The organism is Leptotrichia trevisanii DSM 22070 (assembly GCF_000482505.1).
GTDB classification, from domain to species: domain Bacteria; phylum Fusobacteriota; class Fusobacteriia; order Fusobacteriales; family Leptotrichiaceae; genus Leptotrichia; species Leptotrichia trevisanii.
The window spans coordinates 1-20,851 of the sequence record NZ_AXVL01000047.1 but is presented as its reverse complement, the minus strand read 5'-3'; the positions used below and the strand labels follow the sequence as shown (position 1 = coordinate 20,851).

The 20,851-nt window shown below is 31.8% G+C and carries 16 protein-coding genes and 1 riboswitch; of the genes, 7 read left to right on the top strand and 9 right to left on the bottom strand.

Translation table 11 applies throughout. The annotated features are described in order from the left end of the window. Positions 1-415: 415 nt before the first annotated feature. From K324_RS0108295 to clpB, 9 genes are all read right to left on the bottom strand, one after another. Positions 416-1,768, bottom strand: a complete 1,353-nt coding sequence (locus K324_RS0108295) for a M18 family aminopeptidase (protein ID WP_026748751.1) — start codon at positions 1,766-1,768, stop codon at positions 416-418. Between the two features lie 457 nt (positions 1,769-2,225). Next, the gene (dapA, locus tag K324_RS0108290) at positions 2,226-3,110 is read right to left on the bottom strand and encodes a 4-hydroxy-tetrahydrodipicolinate synthase (protein WP_026748750.1); all 885 of its coding nucleotides are present in this window, start codon (positions 3,108-3,110) and stop codon (positions 2,226-2,228) included. A 207-nt stretch (positions 3,111-3,317) separates the two neighbouring features. Continuing rightward, entirely contained in the window at positions 3,318-4,169 is an 852-nt protein-coding gene (gene dapF, locus K324_RS0108285; protein WP_026748749.1) for a diaminopimelate epimerase, read from the bottom strand. Between the two features lie 67 nt (positions 4,170-4,236). Next, the gene (locus tag K324_RS0108280; RefSeq protein WP_026748748.1) at positions 4,237-5,049 is read right to left on the bottom strand and encodes an SDR family NAD(P)-dependent oxidoreductase; all 813 of its coding nucleotides are present in this window, start codon (positions 5,047-5,049) and stop codon (positions 4,237-4,239) included. A gap of 53 nt (positions 5,050-5,102) precedes the next feature. Beyond that, a complete protein-coding gene (locus K324_RS0108275) occupies positions 5,103-5,735 on the bottom strand; it encodes a hypothetical protein (protein WP_026748747.1) in 633 nt (210 codons plus the stop codon). A gap of 13 nt (positions 5,736-5,748) precedes the next feature. Next, positions 5,749-6,966, bottom strand: coding sequence for an aspartate kinase (locus K324_RS0108270; RefSeq protein WP_026748746.1), 1,218 nt, complete (start codon positions 6,964-6,966; stop codon positions 5,749-5,751). 25 nt (positions 6,967-6,991) lie between these two features. Next, the gene (gene lysA / locus K324_RS0108265) at positions 6,992-8,302 is read right to left on the bottom strand and encodes a diaminopimelate decarboxylase (protein ID WP_026748745.1); all 1,311 of its coding nucleotides are present in this window, start codon (positions 8,300-8,302) and stop codon (positions 6,992-6,994) included. Positions 8,303-8,471: 169 nt separating this feature from the next. After that, positions 8,472-8,647: riboswitch (Lysine riboswitch) on the bottom strand. 73 nt (positions 8,648-8,720) lie between these two features. Continuing rightward, positions 8,721-10,463: an AAA family ATPase gene (locus K324_RS0108260; RefSeq protein ID WP_026748744.1), complete on the bottom strand. Its 1,743-nt coding sequence runs from the start codon at positions 10,461-10,463 to the stop codon at positions 8,721-8,723. Between the two features lie 213 nt (positions 10,464-10,676). Then, positions 10,677-13,247, bottom strand: coding sequence for an ATP-dependent chaperone ClpB (gene clpB / locus K324_RS0108255; protein WP_026748743.1), 2,571 nt, complete (start codon positions 13,245-13,247; stop codon positions 10,677-10,679). A 435-nt stretch (positions 13,248-13,682) separates the two neighbouring features. On the opposite strand from clpB, the gene K324_RS0108250 reads away from it, so the two are divergent. From K324_RS0108250 to K324_RS0108220, 7 genes are all read left to right on the top strand, one after another. Beyond that, the gene (locus tag K324_RS0108250; RefSeq protein ID WP_026748742.1) at positions 13,683-14,222 is read left to right on the top strand and encodes a chromate transporter; all 540 of its coding nucleotides are present in this window, start codon (positions 13,683-13,685) and stop codon (positions 14,220-14,222) included. After that, positions 14,219-14,770, top strand: a complete 552-nt coding sequence (locus tag K324_RS0108245; RefSeq protein WP_026748741.1) for a chromate transporter — start codon at positions 14,219-14,221, stop codon at positions 14,768-14,770. The genes K324_RS0108250 and K324_RS0108245 overlap by 4 nt, the downstream gene beginning before the upstream one ends. A gap of 182 nt (positions 14,771-14,952) precedes the next feature. After that, complete coding sequence (locus tag K324_RS0108240; RefSeq protein WP_026748740.1) at positions 14,953-15,684, top strand: tetratricopeptide repeat protein; 732 nt, start codon at positions 14,953-14,955, stop codon at positions 15,682-15,684. Between the two features lie 430 nt (positions 15,685-16,114). Further along, a complete protein-coding gene (locus K324_RS0108235; RefSeq protein ID WP_026748739.1) occupies positions 16,115-16,741 on the top strand; it encodes a tetratricopeptide repeat protein in 627 nt (208 codons plus the stop codon). A 137-nt stretch (positions 16,742-16,878) separates the two neighbouring features. Further along, positions 16,879-17,706, top strand: coding sequence for a tRNA lysidine(34) synthetase (locus tag K324_RS0108230; RefSeq protein WP_026748738.1), 828 nt, complete (start codon positions 16,879-16,881; stop codon positions 17,704-17,706). A gap of 190 nt (positions 17,707-17,896) precedes the next feature. Next, positions 17,897-19,591 (top strand): alpha,alpha-phosphotrehalase, encoded by a 1,695-nt coding sequence (gene treC, locus K324_RS0108225; protein ID WP_026748737.1) that lies wholly within the window; start codon positions 17,897-17,899, stop codon positions 19,589-19,591. Between the two features lie 119 nt (positions 19,592-19,710). Next, positions 19,711-20,481 (top strand): competence/damage-inducible protein A, encoded by a 771-nt coding sequence (locus tag K324_RS0108220; RefSeq protein ID WP_026748736.1) that lies wholly within the window; start codon positions 19,711-19,713, stop codon positions 20,479-20,481. The last annotated feature ends 370 nt before the right edge of the window (positions 20,482-20,851 follow it).

Sequence of the window (20,851 nt, the reverse complement as noted above, 5' to 3'; positions counted from 1 at the left end):
GCTGACTGGTTCGGAATCAGAGGGGAAAAGGATGACAGAAAAGGAAACGGTAAGTTTGACTTGAACATTGGAGTTGACAACACGAGATTTGGAGTAACAGTAAATGGAGGATATGACACCAAAGGTAAGAATGTAAGGGCAGGTATTGGATTTAGAGCTATTTACTAGAACGAAGAATTGGAAAGAAAGAGAAGAACTTTAACAAATAGAAATTCAATAGATGTTTGAGTTAAGGACTTAAAAAAGGAAAAAAATAAAAGGGCAGTAGAACTTAGATTTTGCTGTCTTTTTTTCGTATTAAGTGAAGTCTTTTTTGTTAAAAATTTTATTATACAGGTTTTATAAAAATAGTTCCTAAATTCTCTATTCAAAAAAAGATAGCCAATCCTGACTATCTCCCTGAAAATAATATTTTTCATCTTTTTGAAAAAAATTCTTTTGCTAATTCCTTTAAGTAAAACACATCAAAAATTCCACATAATTCACGTACCGAATGCATCGCAAACATCGGAACTCCCAGATCCACTCCGTCTATATCAAGATGTGTTGAAGAAAGCGGACCGATTGTACTTCCTCCAAGTTCGTTTGACTCATTGACAAAAGGCTGAATCCGTATATCCGTTCCTTTTATAAGCTGTCTAATTACAGCAATTGAATATCCATCGGATGTATATTTCTGTTTTGCGCTAATTTTTATTGAAATTCCTTCGTTTATTCTTCCACGATTTGTAGGATCTGTTTTTCCTAAATGTGCAGGGTGGGCTGCATGTGCCGCATCAGCTGATAAAATATAAGAACTTTCAAGCATTTGTAAAAAATCGCTTCTATCAAGTCCAAGTGCCAGTGAAATTTTTTCAAGCGTATTTAACAAATAATTGGAATCTGCCCCCTGTTTTGTGGCACTTCCTATCTCCTCGTTGTCAAAAGCTACAAAAATATTGATTCTATCCTGATTTTCTTCAGCTTCCACGAGTCCAATCAGCCCTGTGTAGACAGAAGCAAGATTGTCAAGTTTTGGTGATGACATAAACTCCTCATTTGCTCCTAACAGGCATCCTTTTTCCGTTGCATATAAATACAAGTCAAAATCAATTATATCTTCTTTTTTTATTCCTGTCTTTTCCAAAATAACTCTTTCAAGATAGCCTTCCTTCTCAAAATTATGATTAATAAGTGAAATTACAGGCAAAACATCATTCTGTTTATCAATTTTTACTCCATTGTTTACTTCTCTATTCTGATGAATAGCAAGATTTGGTATTGTCAAAAGTGGCTCGTCTATCTTAATCTTTACAGTTTTTGGAAAAAATGGATCTTCACCTTTCACAATAACACGTCCAGCAATGGAAAGTGGTCTGTCAAACCACGTACTCAAAATAGGTGCTCCATAAACTTCTGTATTTAATCTCACCATATTTTCTGTAACCATTTCAGGATTAGGTTTTATCCTAAAACAAGGAGAATCGGTATGTGCTCCAAAAATCTTAAACCCTTTTCTCACATCAAAATTTTCACCAATTGTAATTGTAATTATAGTAGAGCTGGATTTTTTCAAAAAATATTTTCCACCTTTTTTTAGTTTCCATTTTTCACGAGGCATAACCCTCTCAAAACCATTTTCTTCTAAAATATCTGAACAATTTTTCACAACATGATAAGCACTGGGACTTTCATCAATAAATTCAATAACTTCCCGTGCAAAACTTTTCACTTCCATCTCAATAAAATTTTTCTGTATCTCTTCTAGCTCTTTCGTTGTGTGTATCATTTTTATTCATTCCTCTCAATTTCTAATTTTAATTATTTAAAAACATTTCCCTATTAACAATATTGTACCCCATAATTTTCAATATTCAAAAAAATTTTTGATATTTTTTTAGATTTTTTTCTTTTTATTTAAAATCTTTTGTGAAATTATAAAAAATTAAAAATTATTAATCTTAATTTTTGATATTGAAATTTTTTTGAAAATAGGAATAAATTTTTATAATAAAGTTGTTTGATAACTAATTTATAATCATTCAACTAAATTATTTATACTAGACTTTATTTAAACAATGAGAATTATATTTTAATTATTTAAGAATTTTATATCCTTTATTAAAAAAGTTTGTAATAAATACGTTATTTAAATGAGGTTTAGTATTAGTAATAAAATTATTACAAAAAAACTGGATTTCACTCCAGCTCTTTTCATAATTCAAAATTTTCTAGCAAATAAAAAATTAAAAAATCCCTTTTTCTTTAAACACTTTTGTCAATTTCCCATAAGTATCCGCCTCAGCCGCTACCAACGGCAATCTTACTATGTCATTGTCAAGTTTTCCAAGTATTTTCATAGCAGCTTTCACAGTTACAGGATTTCCTTCCACGAACATGTTTCTGCTTACATCGTATAATTTTGTGTGCAGTTCAAACGCTTTGTCAAAGTTCTTATTTAAGAATGAACTGATTAGATCGCTCATTTCTTGGGGCATTATGTTGGCAACTACAGAAACGACTCCTTTTGCACCGATTGACAGCATTGGCAGGATTAGATGATCTTCTCCTGACAGAATCTCAATTTTATCTCCACACAAGTCCTGAATTCTTATCATTTGTTCAAGGCTTCCTGTTGCTTCCTTTACAGCTACAATTTCAGGCAGTTCAGCCAGTTTTGCGATTGTTTCTGCTTCGATATTTGTTCCTGTCCTTCCTGGCACATTGTAAAGCATTATTGGAAATTTTGCTTCTTGTGCAATTGTTTTGTAGTGTTCATAAAGCCCTCTTTGGCTTGGTTTGTTGTAGTATGGGCAAGTGCTTAGTGCTGCGTCTGCTCCTAGTTCCTTTGCGTATTTTGTAAGTTCAATTGCCCTTGTTGTGTTGTTTGAGCCTGCTCCTGCGATTACCTGTATTCTTCCTTTTACTTCCTCCACGACTATTTTTATTACCTTTTCGTGTTCTGCAAATGTCAATGTCGGAGCTTCCCCAGTCGTTCCGCAAGGCACAATTCCGGATGTTCCGTTTTCAATGTGATAATTTACCAATTCTCTTAATTTATCTTCATCCAATTCCGCCCCATTATTTTTAAATGGCGTAATTAAAGCCACATACGAACCTTCAAATTTCATTTTATTCCTTCTTTCCTTAATTTAGTTTCCTAAATTTTAATTTTTTTATTTTATTTCTATTTAAAATTTTAACTAGCATCGAACTCTATCTAAAAAGTATAAGTAATATTTTTTATTTACTAAAAAAGATTTAATCTCTTTGTTCAATTGTCTTTAATTTTAACTTTATAATGAATTATTTAAGCTAAGAATGATACAATATCCAAATTATCTTTGATATTTATACAATCCTTCAGCGATTTTTTCACTAGGCCCTGTCATAAAGGCATCATTTTCCCCGCCTTCATACTCAATAACAAGCTGTCCACCTGGAACTTTTACATTTACCTTGCTATCTACAAAATCAAAAGTTCTGGCAAGTACAGCCGAAGCTGTCGCTCCTGTTCCACAAGCTAATGTTCTTCCTGCTCCACGTTCCCAAGTAATCACTTCTATGTGTTCCCTGTCATACACTTTTACAAAGTTCACATTAACTTTTTTCGGAAATAGATTAGTATAATTCTCAATTTTTTTGCCAAGTTCATCAATATTATAATCTGAAAAATCATTTACAAATATCACAGAATGATCAGTTCCCATAAAAATATACGAAATTTCAATCTCTTTTCCGTCAATATTTATTTTCTCTCTTAAAAACTGCTCTTTTTCAGTGTTTATCAAGTTTTTTACGTTAAAAACAGGTTTCCCCATGTTCACTCTTGCTAAAAAATTATCCTTTTCCTCGTCATAATTTACTTTTATCATCAAGTCACCAGGAACTGTCTTTACAACAAATTCATCCCCTTCAACCAAATGATTATTTACAAGATAATGTGAAAAACATCTTATTCCATTTCCGCACATCGGCGCCTGACTTCCATCCGCATTAAAGAAAAACATAAACGGCATGCTTGCCACATATTTCAAAATAATCAGCCCGTCTGCACCAACTCCATAATGTCTATCACAAACCTGACTGGCAAATTCTCCATATTCAGGTATCCCTTTTTCAAGTAAATCCTTTTCAGTAACAATAACAAAGTCATTCCCGGCACCTTGATATTTTTCAAATTTTAACATTTCAAAACCTCCATTAATTTTTATTTTTTGCAAAAAACATTCTCAAATTATACTCAGATCCCTTTTATTAGTTACTTTCCTTTTTTTCCTGTAACTTTCTAGCCGTCTTCACAATGAATTTTCTTGATAAAAACCTCGTTCCAAAAACTGCAATCCTATTAAAAATTCCTGGAATTATGATTGCTTTTCCTTTCTGAAACTCTTTATACCCGATTTCAGCCACTTTTTTTGCAGTCATAACTTTCATTCTTTTGAATAACGAACTTTCCTCTAAATTACTGCTTTTTTCAAATCCTGTAGCTGTTGGGCCGGGACAAAGTGCTGATATTTTTATATTTTTTCCACAAATATCCTCTCTCAATTCTTCCCTGACAGCTTCTGTAAATGATTGCACAAAGGCCTTACTCGCATAATACGTACTCATTAGAGGCCCTGGCATAAAGGCTGCAATTGAAGAAACATTTAATATTTCACCATTGCCAGCTTTCATCATATCAGCCAAAAATAGTCTTGTCAACTCCACGACTGCCTTTATATTCAGATTTACCATTGCATCATTTTTCTTTATCATTTCCTCATCAAATTCAGAAAACTTGCCATAAATCCCAATACCAGCATTATTCACAAGCGTATCGATTTTAAGATTATTGGATTTTATCTGATTATAAAGTCTTTCAGAAGCATTTTCCTGTGACAAGTCAGCTTCAATCACAGTTATTTTCAAATCTTTAGAAATTTTCTTTAAAATCTTTTTTTTTAAGGCTTCCAATTTATCCCCATTCCGTGCCACAACAACCAAATTATATCCATTTTTAGCATAAATTTTGGCAAACTCATAACCAATCCCGCTACTTGCCCCTGTTATTAAAACTGTTCTCATAAAATTTCCTTAAAAAATACCTTATCTATTTCACATTATAAAATTTATTTTTTTTAATAATCTTTGAATTGCTTAAAAAGATACTTTGATATAGTTTCATTACTAATCCATTTACCATTTTTTAAAGCAAATTCCAATTCAATATCAACTATTTCATTATTATCATCATTTTTCATCAATTCTTTTGTATGTTCATCAAAATATTTCATTACATCATTCTTGACTTTTTCATCTAAAAATATATCTGTATCTAAATATTTTCCACCTTTTCCATATTTACTCATAAGATATTTTTTTGAACTTTTCAAAAGTTCCATTCCATCTATCATTTTCAAAGTTATTGAAACATTAGCTTTATTTTTTGACATATATTCTATATCTTCCAGTTCAATTTTTGAATTGTAAATTAAATTTTTTAAATGCTGTTCTGTTACCATCTCCATTACTGCCATAAATGATTTTTGCTTAGAATTATCCTCTGGCTCTGCACCATTAATCTTTATTGTTTCAAGCGTTAATTTTGTTTTCTTTTTCATTAATTCAGAAAATAGCTTATCTTTTTCAAGCTGATTAAAATTATTAATCATTTGCTTGACTTCTTTTTCAAGTTCTGAATTATTTTGATAATTATTACCAAAAGAAATCATTCCTATAATCAACATTAATAAAATTACTATTTTTTTCATTCAAACCTTCCTTCTACAAATCAAATTCCTTCGCAAATAACTCAGCCACTTTTTTCCCCATAACTTCATCTACAACTAATGAAATACTGATTTCAGAAGTAGAAACCTGATGAAAACTTATATCGTTTTCTGAAAGGATTCTAAACATTTTGGCAGCTACTCCAATGTTACTTATCAGTCCGATTCCTACTACTGAAACTTTTGTAATGTAAGGATTTATTATAAATGATGTTTTTGGAAATTTTACTTCTATTTCTTCTCCAATTTTTTCAAGTGCGGCAATGTCTGTTTTTGGACAAGTGAAGGCAAAACTTCCGTGAAGGCTTGTTACATCATTTTGGCTTATTATGTCAATATTTATTCCATTTGCTTCAGCTTTTTCAAAAATTTCATACACATTTTGTGCATTTGTTGGGATTTCCTCCACGTTTACCATTACCATGTTTTCATTGATTGATACTCCTGTTATTACTTTTTGCTCCATTTCCTTATTCTCCTTTGTTTTTTCTACCGATGTTATAATCGTCCCGTTTTTTTCTCCAAGCGATTTTCCAACGTAAATTTCTACACCATATTTGCTTCCAAGCTCAACAGCTCTTGGCTCCATTACTCCAGCTCCTAGAAAAGCCAGCTCCATCATTTCATCATAAGAAACAACTGGCAATTTTTTGGCATCTTTATAAACTCTCGGATCAATTGAATAAATTCCATCTACATCTGTGTAAATTTCACATTTTCCTCCAAGTGCAGCCGCCAGAGCCACAGCCGAAGTATCAGAACCTCCACGTCCCAGAGTTGTCACATCTCCTGCTTCATTTACTCCTTGAAATCCAGCCACAACTACAATTTTCCCTTTTGACAAATGTTCCTTTATCTCTTTTCCGTTAATGTCCTCAATTCTATTTTTTGTATAATGCCCGCTCGTCTTTATTCCAGCCTGAGCTCCTGTAAGCGAGATAGCTTCATACCCAAGCGTCTGTAAAGCAATGCTAAGTAATGCGATTGTCTGCTGTTCTCCAGTTGACATCAGCCTGTCCATTTCTCTCAAGTCAGGTTTATCGGTAATTTCGTGAGCCAATTTTATTAAGGCATCTGTAGTTTTTCCCATTGCTGAAACCACGACAACCACATCGTTTCCAGAATCCTTCACACTTCCCAGATATTTTGCGATATTCATTATTTTCTCCGTTGTAGCAACCGAAGTTCCACCATATTTATGCACAATAATCACAATAAATTCACCTCTTTCTTATTTTTTATAAATCAAAAATTTCATCATTTCTAATCAGATCATCCAATGTTTCCCTTTTTACCGCAACTTTAGCTTTTCCATCCTTTACAAATACAACTGCTGGACGCATCATTCTGTTATAATTGCTTGACATTGTGTAACAATATGCCCCTGTTGTCGTTACTGCCACAATATCTCCAATTTCTGTTGCTTTTGGCAATTTTCCCTTTTCAATGATAATATCCCCAGATTCACACAGTTTTCCTGCTAAAGTTATTTCTCTTACATCCGTATCATTCAGCTTGCTCACAACTCCAGCCTCATATTCCGCTTGATAAAGTGCCGTTCTTATGTTATCCGACATTCCACCATCTATAAATACGTACGTTTTTCCACCAACTGTTTCCTTTATTCCACCAACTTCATACAAAGTTGTTCCCGCATTTCCAACGATACTTCTTCCCGGCTCAATACAAAGCTCCTTAAATCCAATCTGATATTTAATTTCCATTGCTTCCGTATACGTTATTATTTCACTCAAAACTTCCTCTATCGGTTTCGGATCGTCCCCTTCCTTATAATAAACTCCAAATCCTCCACCCATATTTACTGTATGAACTACTATTCCCAATTCCTTTTTCAATTTATCCAAATATTTAAAAATTTCATCTAGAGCAAATATAAAGAATGCCGATTGGAAAATTTGCGAACCAATATGTGTATGAAATCCTTTAAATTCAATCCATTCACTATCATTCAGCCTTTTAATTATATCAAATAAATTATCCTGAAACAATGAAATTCCAAATTTTGAAGTAAGCCCAGAAGTCTTTATATAATGATGAGTATGTGCCTCAATTCCCGGATCAATTCTCACAAGCACAGCCTGCTTCTTCCCTTTCTCTCGGCAAATTCTCTCAATTTTATCAATCTCGTCCTCATTATCAACAACAATCGTATCAATCCCAAATTCGACAGCCATTTCAATTTCATTTACCAATTTATTATTTCCATGCAAATGCACTTTATTCATTGGAAATCCCGCTTTATAAGCAGTATAAAGCTCTCCGCCTGAAACGACATCCAAGTCCAGCCCTTTTGACTCAACCAGCTTAATCATCCCTGTTGACAAAAACGCTTTTCCAGCATAAGCAATTCTTGTATTAAATCTTGACGACTTAAAAGCCTCTTTCATTTTATCTATCGTTGTTTCAATAAGCTCCTGATCCATCACATAAAGCGGTGTCTTAAACTCTTTTGCAAGTTCAACCGTATCCACTCCTCCTATTGATAAATTCCCTTTTTCATTAACTTTCGATGTTCCAAATAATTTCATATTTCCACAGAAACTTTTTAAAAATAAAAAATTCCCTTCTCCTTTCAGTATTTTGTTTTTTTTGGATAATAAAAAATGCCGATACCAAGCATCAGCATATAAAACATATATCTAAAAATTTTTATTATTTTTATTTTAAACTAAAAAACTTAAAAAATTTATATGAATTATATCTGACAGCTCCCCATTATCCATTGATAATGACAGTCCTATGGATATTCTCCATAGCCCCAGCAATAAAGACAGTCAACCCTTACGCTTCGGCAATTATTCCTTTCAACTTATTTCACAGAATTGACTTTTCTCCGTAAATTTACTTTTAATAATTGCACCTCTATCACATAATATTTATCATTATAACTAATTTTTTCACATTTGTAAAGCGTTTTTAAAAATTTTCTTTTTGGTATTTCTAAATTTATTCTACGTCAACCACAACTTCCACATCCTTCTTCCTGAATCCCATCCCAATTTTTACAACATTCTCATATCCCTCGTATTTAAGTCCATCCACATAATTTCTGTCATTTATCTGTTTCAAAGCACTTTTCGCAGTCCTTTTCAAATTTCTGCTATCCTTCGCTCTCGAATATTTAAATTCAAATATAAATGCCTTATCTTTCTTATTTCGTGGTTTCAACACCAAATCTGGAATTCCATCCCCACTTTCCACATTTGATTTCACAAAATAATTTTCTGACATTATCGAAACCAGCCCGATTACAAACAAATGATAAGAATTTTCCTCCTTCAAATCCCTAAAACTTATCGCATTTTTTAATAATGCCTTTATTTCTTTCCCAAACTTTTCATAATCACCCTTTATCAAATACTCTCCAAGCCCATAAAATCTATAATGCCCACGATAAGTCCTATATAAGAATCTAATTCTAAAAAAATCAAATATTTCCTCGTTTGGTATTCTTAAATCATAAACACTTTTAGCAACTTTTTTATCAATAGTTAAATATCCACTGTGAAGGAAAAACTGCCAGATGTTTGCATGTGCAAAATCATACAAATATTGTCCATAATTTGCTCCATCTTCTTTTATTTCAAATCCATAACTATTTCTATTCAGATTTAGGGCATAATCTATATCCTGAAACGTCACAAAATCATAAATTTCCTTTCTGATACTCTTATGGCTCAAAAGTTCTTCAAAATCAAAAATAATATTCTCATCTGAATTTTCAAGATAATTCATAATTTCATCATTGCTCGAAGTATTTATCCAATGCTCCTCAAGTTTTTTGTCATCCAGAAAGTTAATGACGGACCAAGGATTGTAAACTTTATTTTTACCAAATTGATAGCCATTGTACCACTTTTTCACTTCTTCTAAATCAAAATCCAAATCATAATATTTTAATGCTTCTTCAACTTCATTTTCTAGAATACCAAAATATTCCGTATAATTATCACTCAAAACCGTATTCACTTTTAAATTATTCAGTCCAGAAAAAATTCCTTCCTTAGCAATTCGTAAAATCCCAGTCATAACTGTAATTTCAGCATAATCATTACCTTTTACACTCTTTTCAAAAAACTTTTTAAAAAAATTAAGAGTTGCATTATAATATCCATTTACATGTGATTTTATTATCGGCTTATCATATTCATCAATTAACAAAATTACTTTTTTTCCATAGTATTCATACAAATATCTCGATAAATCCAATAATGCCTTGTCATAATTTGCTTCTTTTTTTCTTTTCAAAATATTATCAAAATCTACCAAATCATCATTGTTTAACTTATCTTGTAAAAATGTAAAATCCTTGTAAACTTGCCTTATTTCCTCCTTTAAACCTCTATATCCATCTTCCCAATTTGTTTCTTCATAATCCTTAAAACTTATAAAAATTACTGGATTTTGCCCCTGTCTATTAAAATATTCACTTTTAGAAATATCCAGATTTTCAAAAAGTTTTCTATTTTCTTCTTTATTTTCAATATTAAAAAAATACTTTAACATTGACATATTCAGCGATTTTCCAAATCTACGTGGACGTATAAAAAGTATTCGTGACGTTCCATTTTTTAAAATTTCCTCAATTAACCCAGTTTTATCAAAGTAATAATAATTTTTTTGTATCATTGTTTCAAAATTATCAACTCCAACTGGTAAATTTTTCTTTTTTTCTTCACTTCTTATCATTTTCATTCCCCCATTTATTCAATTAAAATAATACTATACTTGTTAAATATATTATATTTATTTTCCAAAAAATTGTCAAACAATATTTTTTTTATATAGTAAAATTTTGTTAAATTTATTCTAAAAAAAGAGAAGCACCATTTCTGATACTTCCCTACTTTCTAAAAAAACATCACTTCAAAAAATACTTTAAAGTTTTATTCAATTCCTAGTTTATTTCTTCACATCGTAAATTAATTTTTCCCCATCACTATCCAGCACAACCGTACTATTTTCAGGTACTTCGTTGCTCAAAATCATTTTTGATAAGTTAGTTTCTATATCTTTTTGAACAAAACGTTTTAGAGGTCTTGCTCCATAAGCTGGGTCATAAGCCTCGTTTACGATGTAGTCCAGAGCTTTGTCTGTAAATTCAATTTTTATGTATTGTTCCTTTAATTTATCGTTTATTTCTTCAAGGATAAGTGAAATAATATTTTTTACGCTTTCTTTTCCTAATGCCTTAAATACGATAATATCATCAATTCTGTTCAAGAATTCTGGCTTGAATCTATGTTTCATTTCATTTAACACAGCCTCTTTTGTTGGCTCTGAAACTTGCGGATCTTCCAATATAATTTCACTTCCGATATTTGAAGTCATAATGATAATTGTATTCTTAAAGTCTACAACTTTCCCTTTACCATCTGTAAGCCTTCCATCGTCAAGTAGTTGCAACAGAATATTAAATACATCAGGATGTGCCTTTTCAATTTCGTCAAACAAAATTACTGAATAAGGTTTTCTTCTTACAGCTTCTGTCAATTGCCCACCTTCTTCATATCCTACATATCCCGGAGGCGCTCCGATTAATCTTGTGGTGCTGAATTTATCCATATATTCACTCATATCAATTCTAATAATATTGCTTTCATCGTCAAACAGGTTAAATGCAAGAGTTTTTGTCAAATAAGTCTTACCAACACCTGTTGGCCCTAGGAAAATGAATGAACCAATTGGACGGTTTGGATCTTTCAGTCCTGCACGTGAACGGATTATTGTGTCGCTTATTGTTGTGATTGCTTCATCTTGCCCGATTACCCTTTTCATCATTTGTTCTGCAAGATGTAAGATTTTTTCACGTTCTCCCTGTAACAATTTTGAAACTGGTATTCCAGTCCATTTTCCAACAATTTCTGCTATTTCTTCACTGTCAATTTCCTGTTTTAATAATTTATTTGCATCTGGATTTTGATTTTTGGCTTTTTCTTCTTCATCTGCCCTTTGTTTTTCCAGTGCCGGCAATTTACCGTATTGCAGTTCAGCCAGTTTGTTATAGTCATTTTTTCTTTGTGCATCAGCAATTTGAAGTTTAACTTTTTCAATTTCTGTATTAATGTTTTGAATCTTTTCAACTTCCTGCTTTTCACTTTCCCATTGTGCCTTAAACGCAGCCTTTTTCTCATTAAGTTCTGCCAATTCTTTTTCCAATGTAACAAGTCTATCCTTAGAAGCCTGATCTTTTTCCTTCTCAAGTGCCACTTTTTCAATTTCAAGCTGCATAACACGTCTTGTAACTTCATCAAGTTCTGTCGGCATCGAATTAATTTCAGTCTTCACTTTTGCAGCCGCCTCGTCAATCAAGTCAATCGCTTTATCAGGCAAAAATCTGTCATTAATATATCTGTCACTCATTGTAGCAGCTGTAACTATCGCATTGTCCGTAATTCTAATTCCATGGAAAATTTCAAATTTTTCCTTCAATCCACGTAAAATTGAAATTGTATCTTCCACAGTCGGCTCATCTACCATTACAGGCTGAAATCTACGCTCAAGTGCCGCATCCTTTTCGATATATTTTCTATATTCATCAATCGTAGTAGCTCCGATAACCTTTATTTCCCCACGTGCAAGCATTGGCTTTAAAAGGTTTCCAGCATCCATAGATCCTTCTGTTTTTCCTGCTCCCACAATATTATGTACTTCATCAATGAAAAGAATTATTCTCCCTTCACTTTTTTCAATTTCTTCTAGTACCGCTTTCAATCTTTCCTCAAATTCCCCACGGTATTTCGCACCTGCAACCAAAGCACCCATATCAAGTGAGAAAATTGTTTTATCCTTCAAGTTTTCAGGCACATCGCCCTTCAATATTCTTTGTGCAATCCCTTCTGCAATGGCTGTTTTCCCAACTCCAGGCTCTCCAATCAGAATCGGATTATTTTTATTTCTTCTTGATAAAATCTGTATAGCCCGTCGAATTTCATTATCTCTCCCAATAATCGGATCGAGTTTCCCTTTCCGTGCCAGTTCCACCAGATCTTTTCCAAATTTATCTAACGCTTCATATGTACTTTCTGGATTATCTGTCATAATTTTTCTACCTCCTCTTACACTTTCAAGCACAGTTTCAAACTGTTTCCTATTTATTCCGTAATCTTTCAAAAAGTTGTTATTATCATAACTTACCAAAAACAAATGTTCTGTACTAATATAGCTGTCCCCCATTTTCTTAGCAATATCTCTTGCTCCAACGAGAACTCTATTTAATTCTCCATTCGCTCTTGGCTCACTATTTCCACCTTCAATCTTAGGAAAACTTTCCAGTTTGCTCTCAATCTTCCTAATCATATCAGTCGTATCAATTCCCATTTTTTTAAGAACACTAGGAATCAATCCATCCATCTGCCCCACAAGTGCAAGCAGTAAATGTTCCACCTTTATATCAGAATGTCTGTATCTAATCGCAAAGTTATTAGCCTCTGAAATAGCCTCAATACTTTTTTGTGTAAAGTTTTGTTCCATATCTATCACCTTTTTCTTATTAAATTTTTTAGTTAAAAACTATTTTTATTTTATTAGCACTCTATTTATATGATTGCTAACAGGTATAATATATCACTATTTAATATTTTTGTCAATTATTTTTTAAAATTTTTTTACATTTTTTCCAAAATTTATCTATATATTTAACAAAGTCTGTAATTACAGCGTTTAGAGAGTAAAAAATATTTTATAAAATTTATAATAATAAAAAAATAAATTTAAGTTTGACTGATTTTTTTGTTATTTAAAAATTTGATTTTACTTGAAATTTCTTTTGTTGAAAAATTTTATTGTTCGGGTTTTATAAAAATAGTTCCTAAATTTTTTACTCTGTCCTTGAATGACAAGTTTGTTGTCTTTTTGCAGTTTCTGTGATAGAATGAAAAATAAAATAAGAAGCAGAAAGGTAATGAAATGAAAGTATATTTAGAATTATTCTGGATTTTTTTTAAGATAGGAACGTTTACTCTTGGTGGTGGATATGCTATGGTTCCGCTCATACAGAATGAAATTGTGAATAAGAAAAAATGGATTGAGGAAGAGGAGTTTGTAAAACTTTTGGCACTTGCTCAGTCTTCACCAGGTGCATTGGCTGTAAATGTTTCGGTTTTTGTGGGATATAAGATGAAAAGAATGTTGGGGCTTATAACTACAGTGCTGGGGGCGACATTGCCTTCGTTCATAATTATTCTTGTCATAGCTTCATTATTTAGCAACATACAAGATAATATATATGTGATAAAGGCATTTAAGGCGATAAGGCCGATGGTGGTTGCATTAATTGCGGCAAGTGTCTATACAATTGGAAAATCGGCTAAAATTAATGGAAAGACGTTGTGGATTGTTATTTTGGTGGCAGTAATGGTGGCTTTTCTTAAATTCCCACCTATCGTTATGATTATTTTAGGTGCTGTTTTAGGGAATGTCTGGATGATCTGGAGGGGAAATAAATGAATTTGACAGTATTATTGATATTATTTTTTGTATTTTTTAAAATAGGGTTGTTCAGTTTTGGTGGTGGATATGCAGTTTTACCACTTATTCAGGCTGATGTTGTAGATTTTCATAAATGGGTGAATGTACAGCAGTTTACAGACATTGTGGCAATTTCACAAGTAACGCCGGGGCCGATTTCATTAAATGCCGCAACTTATGTTGGTTATCTGACTGGAAATGAGGCAGGATTCTGGGAGGCATTTATAATGGGGACAGTCGCTACATTGGGATTAATTCTTCCATCAGTTATTATAATGACAGTTTTTAGCAAATTCTATTTAAAATTTCAGGATAACAAATATATGGACAATGCGTTTGCAGGCTTAAAAATTGTTGTTGTTGGACTGATTTTGGCGGCTGCGATAATGCTGATTGATAAAAATAACTTTATAGACTGGAAAAGTGTGGTGATATTTATTGTTTCGGTGGCACTTGTGCTAAAATGGAAGATAAATCCAATATTGCTCACGATAATTGCGGCAATTGCAGGGATAATAATTTACTAGATATATTTATTTTCTTAAAAGTTAAAAAGAATGAGCTGGGAAAATTTTATGATAAAATTTTGGAATAAATAAAAAAACTATGGAAATATTTTATAGTTATTAAGACATAATATGTAAAAGTTATTTACAATAAATGTTGATTTGTAAAAAAGACAAGGATATAAAAAGAAAAGAGGGAAATTATGAAAAAAAAATATATTATCGCAGTATTGATATTAATTTTATTATTCAGCTGTGGAAAAAAAGGTAAAAAATCGCAAAATTCTCAAAATAAGTCAAATATTGAAAGTAGACAGGATGATAAATTGAAGGAATTAATAAAAAAAGCTCAAAAGGGAGATGTGGCGGCACAAACTGAACTTGGGGAAATGTATCTTCATGGAAATGGAGTAAAGGTGGATTATAAGAAATCTATGGAATGGAGCAAAAAAGCTGTTGAAAAAGGAAGCTACAGGGCAATGACGAATATGGGAGTTCTTTATCTTGAAGGTTTTGGAGTGGAAAAAGACTACAAAAAGGCTTACAATTTCTTTTCAAAAGCGACAGATGGTGGAGATATGAAAGGGCCAAGATACTTGGGAATAATGTCCGAAAAAGGACTTGGAGTGAAAAAGAGCCTTGATGATGCTGCATTTTACTATGAAATTGGAGATAGCAGCGGAGATTTGACTTCACGATATAATCTAGGGAAAATTCATGAAAAAGCAGGAGATTATGCAAGATCAGTAGAACTTTATAAAAAAACGGATGGCAGAATGGATAAAGTTACAGCCCCAATGTATGAAGCACTTGGAGATTTGTATGCAACTGGAAAAGGTGTAGAAAAAAACACAAAGGAAGCTAGAGAATGGTATGAAAAAGCTGTAAAATCTGGAAGTCAGGAAGTTGGAAATAAAATTGCAAAATTAAAATAAACCTTAATTCTCCCATTTTATCCAATTTTTTAATTGTAATTTTAAGAAGCCATAAAAAAATTTTCTGAATAATGTTATTTACTAAAATTGTTATTTATGGTAAAATAAGTTAAGAAATTTGGATATATTTATATAACTTTATAATTTTTATTTTAATTAAATATAAATTCTATAATTTCAAAAATTTAATTCTTAATTTTATAATTTTAAACGCTATTTAAATTATAAATATAATATTTCAGTTTGGATTTGGAATTAAAAAAATTTTATTCTGAACTATGAATTTTTTACTTAAACTTTAAATAATTTTTTGAAATTTTATAAAAATAAAAATTAATGAAAAGGGAAAGGAGATGCTGTGTGAAACAGACTTTTAGTTAAAAGACAAGGAATATTTTAATGAAAAGTGAAACCACAGCAGTAGGAAATAATGTTAGAAACATTGATTTTTAGAGAAATAAGATACAATGAAAATAATGAACAGCTTCTCAAGGAAAATTTGAATAAAATAAAAGAAAATCCTGATGATGTGGAAGTATTAAAGACACTAGCTTCCATTTATCACGCATTAAAAGAAAATGACAAAGCAATCAAAATTTATGAGAAATTAGTAAAATTGAAACCTGAGGAAATTGAAACGAGAGCGTTTCTAGGTTATTTGTACTATGAAAATGAAGAACTTGACAAAGCTGAGAAAAATTTTAATAAGGCACTTGATATAAGTACGGAGGATGAGCCATTCATATTATTCCTTCTGGGAAATATTTATTCAAGAAAAGGTAAAATCTCAGAAGCAGTTGACTGTTATGAACTTGCTATATTCCTTGATTTTGACATGTATATCGCACATATTGATTTTGCTAGAAAATACGAACATATGGGACGACATAAAAAAGCACTTGAAGAATACAAGGCGGCTTTCAGAATTGATTCGAGGGACGAAGGACTTATCGAAAAAATACATTATATTGAAAATAAATACAGAAATGTAATTGAGGAAGAAAATAAAAAAAATAAAAAATTAAATTTTGGAACAGCAAATTTAGGAATTGTTTAAAATTCAATTAGATATTTGTGATTAAATACAATTTTATTTTAGAAAGTTGTCTTAAAGTAAGTAATAAAACTTATCAATGGCAACTTTTTATTATTTGAATACTGTTTATAAAAAAGAAAATGTTAAGGGAGAGAAAAGTGGTAAATTTATTATGTGAGACAATTCTTCCAGATTGTCCGATGAAGGATGTGAAGGAAATTGAGAAAAGTATAACAACAACTTATAAAAAAAGTATATGGGCAAAATTTTTGAAGGCAATTAGTGATTTTGATATGATACAGGATGGGGATAAAATTGCGATTGGTGTGTCTGGTGGGAAGGATAGCCTGCTTTTAGTAAAGCTGTTTCAGGAATTGAAGAAAGATAGACGGAAAAATTTTGAATTTAAGGCGGTTAGCTTGAATCCAGGATTTAGAAATTCTGATTTGGATAATTTTAAAAATAATCTGGATAAGTTAAATATCGACTGTGATATTATTAATACGAATATTTGGGAAATTGCAAATGAAAAAGCAAAGGACTATCCGTGTTTTTTATGTGCTAAAATGAGGCGTGGAATTTTGTATACGCAAGTAGAGGAACTTGGATTTAATAAATTGACGCTTGGGCACCATTTTGATGATGTAATTGAAACAACTCTTATAAACATGCTTTATGCAGGAACAATGAAGACAATGACCCCAAAAGTTCCTTCAACTTCTGGGAAATTGGAGTTGATTCGTCCATTAATCTATGTAAAGGAAGCTGACATAATTGATTACACAAAAACAAACGGAATCCGTGCAATGAACTGTGGATGTACAATCGAAGCTGGAAAAACTTCGAGCAAACGTAGGGAAGTAAAAAATTTATTAGCCGAGCTTGAAGAAAAAAATCCGGGAGTAAAGCAAAGTGTGTTTAATTCAATGAAAAATATAAATCTGGATTATGTTTTTGGATATACAGGCGGAAAGGAAGCAGAATAAATAAAGATAATTAATAGCTTTATATAGTAGTGAAATAAAATTTTATACCATTGTGGTAGTGAATGTTTGAGTAGTCATAGACTGCTCTTTTTTTTTAGGGAGAAGTAGAGAATCTGGTTGTACATACGAGGATAATAAGGTATAATTAAAAAGAAATAATGAAATAAATAAAAAGTTAGGAGCTGATTTTATGAAAAAAAATTTTAATCAAAAATGGTGGCATAAATCGGTAGTTTATCAAATTTATCCAAAGAGTTTCAATGATACGACTGGAAGTGGAGAAGGGGATATAAGGGGAATTATCGAGAAACTTGATTATCTGAAGGAACTTGGAGTGGAAGTAATCTGGATTACTCCAATGTATAAGTCTCCACAGAATGACAATGGATACGATATAAGTGACTACTACAATATTGATCCTAATTACGGAACAATGGCGGATTTTGAAGAAATGCTGGCGGAAGCACATAAAAGAGATTTAAAAATAGTTATGGATATTGTTGTAAATCACTCTTCAACTGAAAATGAGTGGTTTAAAAAGTCTGAGGCTGGAGATCCTGAATATAAGGATTTCTATATATGGAAAGATGCAGTTGACGGGAAAGAGCCTACAAACTGGCAGTCAAAATTTGGTGGAAATGCCTGGCAATATTCTGAAAAGAGAGGGCAATACTATTTACATTTGTTCGATGTGACTCAAGCTGACTTAAACTGGGAAAATGAAAATGTAAGAAAAAAGGTATATGAAATGATAAAATTTTGGCTGAATAAAGGTGTAGATGGATTTAGACTGGATGTTATAAATCTTATATCAAAGGATCAGAGATTTTTAAATGATGACGGAACTGATACGAGATTTGTCCCTGATGGAAGAAGATTTTATACAGATGGGCCTAGAATCCATGAATTTTTGAAGGAAATGAACAGGGAAGCCTTTGGAGGAGGAGAACTTATTACAGTCGGAGAAATGTCGTCTACAAGCCTTGAGAATTGTATTAGATATTCAAATCCTGATGAAAAGGAACTATCAATGGCATTTTCGTTTCATCATCTGAAAGTTGACTATCCAAATGGGGAGAAATGGGCGAAAGCACCGTTTGATTTTGTGGAATTGAAAAAAATATTCTCTAAATGGCAAATTGGAATGTATGAAGGGAACGGCTGGAATGCTACTTTTTGGAATAACCACGATCAGCCAAGAGCATTGTCAAGATTTGGAAATGATAAGGAATACCATAACGAGTCGGCTAAAATGCTTGCCACAGTTCTTCATGGACTTCAAGGCACACCTTACATTTATCAGGGAGAAGAATTTGGAATGACAAATCCGTATTTTGATGATATTAGTAAATATCGTGATGTTGAATCAACCAATAATTACAAAATTTTATTGGATAAAGGATGTTCAGAAGAAGAAGCCATCGAAATCTTAATGCAGAAATCAAGAGATAATTCTAGAACGCCTGTTCAATGGAATGATTCTGAAAATGCAGGATTTACGACTGGAACCCCATGGATTGGAGTGCCTGAAAATTATAAGACAATCAATGCTGAGGCGGCTTTAAAAGATAAAAATTCAGTATTCTATCATTACAAAAAATTAATTGATTTAAGAAGAAATGAAGAATTGATAGTAACTGGAAAGTATGAAGACATTGATTTGGAAAATAAAAATGTATATGCTTACAAACGGGTTGGAGAAAATGGAGAATTAGTTGTAATTAGTAACTTTTATGAACCAGAAGCGGAATTTGAATTGGAAAAAAATGGGATTAAAGGCTTAGAAAATGCTCAGATTTTATTATCAAATTATGAAACTAATCCTGAAATTAAAGGTGAAAAAATTATTTTGAAGCCTTATGAGTCGATTATTTTCAAAAAATAATAAAAATCAAAAGCAATAAAAAAATAAAATTTACCGTTGAATAGGATTTTTAATTTTGAAACTTATTTAGCGGTATTTTAAATGAAAAGTAAATAAAAAAATAAAAGAAGGAAATGGAAATGAAGACAGAAATTATATGCGTTGGAACAGAATTGCTGGTAGGAGATATAGTGAATACGAATGCACAGTATATTTCGGCAAAACTTACAAATATTGGGATTGATTTGTATTATCAGACTACTGTTGGGGATAATTACGGACGGCTTATGGAGTGTCTGGAAAATGCTTTTAAAAGGGTGGATTTGGTAATTACTACTGGAGGGCTTGGGCCTACGGTTGATGATATTACGAAGGAAGTTGTAGCTAATTATTTTGGAGAAGAGCTGGAAGTGATTGAGCGGTACTATGACTTGATTGTAAAAAAATATAATGAGAAGGGCTTTGGAGAAGTGGCTTCTGGTGGGAGAAAAGAGGCTTCGATTTTAAAAAATTCAAAATTGCTTGAAAATGAAGTTGGGCTTGCACCAGGATTTTTTTATGAAAAAGATAATAAAAAAATAATAGTATTGCCAGGGCCTCCAAGAGAAATGACTTGGATGGTGGATAATCAAGTTTTGCCACTTTTAAAACAGTATTCAAATGATATTTTACTAATGAAAACTCTTGAAATAAAGGGAGTTCCAGAAGGGAAGATTGACGACAGGCTAAAAAATTATTTTGAAATGTCAAATCCAACTGTTGCTCCGTATGCAAAGGAAGGCTGTGTTCACGTAAGAATTGCTATGAAAGGCGATAGAGGGAGCACAGATTATCTGATTGCTGAAATTGACAAGATTGCGAATGAAATTGTGGAGATTTATCCACAGGCGGTGGAGGTAAAGGAAGAATAAAATAAAAATATACCCAGATTTTAGATTGAAAAAATTCGAAACTGGGTATGTTTTTTATTTATAAGGAAATTAAATTCATATTTTTTAGGTATTTACTGATATATTTGATAATTTTAAAAGAGGCGTCAGCCTCTTTTCCTCTTCTTTTGTCAAATAAATATACAAATGTCTACGACAAAATATCCAACCTAGTTGGATTAATAAAATATTAATAGTATTTTTTGAGGGGCGGATATCTGTAATGATAAAATTCCCATACAATCATTTTAACCTTGCATGCTGGACAGTAAAAAGGATTCATCCCGAAAGTCCTGTACATCTGCCTTTGATAAAATGAATATCTTGACACGGCAATGTTTTTCCTGAAAGT

What these genes read in the sequence shown, in the direction of transcription:
- K324_RS0108295 (WP_026748751.1), bottom strand. Translation starts at nt 1,768, where the DNA reads ATGATACACACAACGAAAGAGCTAGAAGAGATACAGAAAAATTTTATT.
- dapA (WP_026748750.1), bottom strand. Translation starts at nt 3,110, where the DNA reads ATGAAATTTGAAGGTTCGTATGTGGCTTTAATTACGCCATTTAAAAAT.
- dapF (WP_026748749.1), bottom strand. Translation starts at nt 4,169, where the DNA reads ATGTTAAAATTTGAAAAATATCAAGGTGCCGGGAATGACTTTGTTATT.
- K324_RS0108280 (WP_026748748.1), bottom strand. Translation starts at nt 5,049, where the DNA reads ATGAGAACAGTTTTAATAACAGGGGCAAGTAGCGGGATTGGTTATGAG.
- K324_RS0108275 (WP_026748747.1), bottom strand. Translation starts at nt 5,735, where the DNA reads ATGAAAAAAATAGTAATTTTATTAATGTTGATTATAGGAATGATTTCT.
- lysA (WP_026748745.1), bottom strand. Translation starts at nt 8,302, where the DNA reads ATGAAATTATTTGGAACATCGAAAGTTAATGAAAAAGGGAATTTATCA.
- K324_RS0108260 (WP_026748744.1), bottom strand. Translation starts at nt 10,463, where the DNA reads ATGATAAGAAGTGAAGAAAAAAAGAAAAATTTACCAGTTGGAGTTGAT.
- clpB (WP_026748743.1), bottom strand. Translation starts at nt 13,247, where the DNA reads ATGGAACAAAACTTTACACAAAAAAGTATTGAGGCTATTTCAGAGGCT.
- K324_RS0108250 (WP_026748742.1), top strand. Translation starts at nt 13,683, where the DNA reads ATGAAAGTATATTTAGAATTATTCTGGATTTTTTTTAAGATAGGAACG.
- K324_RS0108245 (WP_026748741.1), top strand. Translation starts at nt 14,219, where the DNA reads ATGAATTTGACAGTATTATTGATATTATTTTTTGTATTTTTTAAAATA.
- K324_RS0108240 (WP_026748740.1), top strand. Translation starts at nt 14,953, where the DNA reads ATGAAAAAAAAATATATTATCGCAGTATTGATATTAATTTTATTATTC.
- K324_RS0108235 (WP_026748739.1), top strand. Translation starts at nt 16,115, where the DNA reads ATGTTAGAAACATTGATTTTTAGAGAAATAAGATACAATGAAAATAAT.
- treC (WP_026748737.1), top strand. Translation starts at nt 17,897, where the DNA reads ATGAAAAAAAATTTTAATCAAAAATGGTGGCATAAATCGGTAGTTTAT.
- K324_RS0108220 (WP_026748736.1), top strand. Translation starts at nt 19,711, where the DNA reads ATGAAGACAGAAATTATATGCGTTGGAACAGAATTGCTGGTAGGAGAT.